This is a genomic window from Sphingomonas segetis (genome assembly GCF_009720245.1).
GTDB lineage: Bacteria > Pseudomonadota > Alphaproteobacteria > Sphingomonadales > Sphingomonadaceae > Sphingomicrobium > Sphingomicrobium segetis.
In genome coordinates this window covers 1-656 of sequence record NZ_WJSQ01000314.1, presented here as the reverse complement: position 1 = coordinate 656, position 656 = coordinate 1, and the positions used below count along the sequence as shown (strand labels likewise).

Below are 656 nucleotides of genomic sequence, written 5' to 3'. Positions count from 1 at the left end.
CGCTCGCGCCGCCTGCGCGCCGGCGTCGGCCTAAGCCGCCGGAGACCGGCGATCGGATCGCACCGCGGCGCCCCGCGACCGACGGCATCGTCAGCCCCTCAACGATGCCCGCAGGACATCATTCCAGTCCTCCCCAGGACGGCTCGGGTAACGGGCCTCGATGCGGGGCACATGCGCGAAGGCTTCGCGGGCGAGGGCTTCGGCGCGCCGGCCGCCCATGTCATGGTCGGGGAACAGCAGCAGCTCCTCGATGTCGGCAGGCAGTGAAACCTGCCCGAAGCGCTCGGTTCCGAGAGTCGCCCAGCACGGCAGTCCGAACAATGCGGTCGCGGACAACGCCGTCTCGATCCCTTCGGCGAGGCCGAGGCGGCACGCGCTGCCGCCGAGGCGCACCGCGCCGCGGCCGAACCGCCCCAGGCCGCATTTCCGCTGACCGCGGCTTTCCGGCGGGCCGTCGAGGAAGGTGCGGTGGATTCCGGTCAGGCCGCCATCGTCGCGGACCGCGGCAATCAGCGCCGGGCGAAGGCGGGTGAGGGGCCGCGGGCCGTGCGGCGTCCGGGGATGGAATCGCAGGGCCGCCGAGCCCGAGCAGAGCCCGCGCCCGGCGAGATAGCGCTCGGCCGGAGTCCCCCGAACCGGCCGGCTCTCGTTCCAGA

The 656-nt window shown here is 73.9% G+C and carries 1 protein-coding gene; it reads right to left on the bottom strand.

Features of this window, described 5'->3' with window-relative positions:
• Positions 1-90: 90 nt before the first annotated feature.
• Positions 91-656 (bottom strand): DUF7146 domain-containing protein (locus tag GH737_RS14990; protein WP_155265549.1); only part of this gene is annotated, 566 nt, incomplete at its 5' end.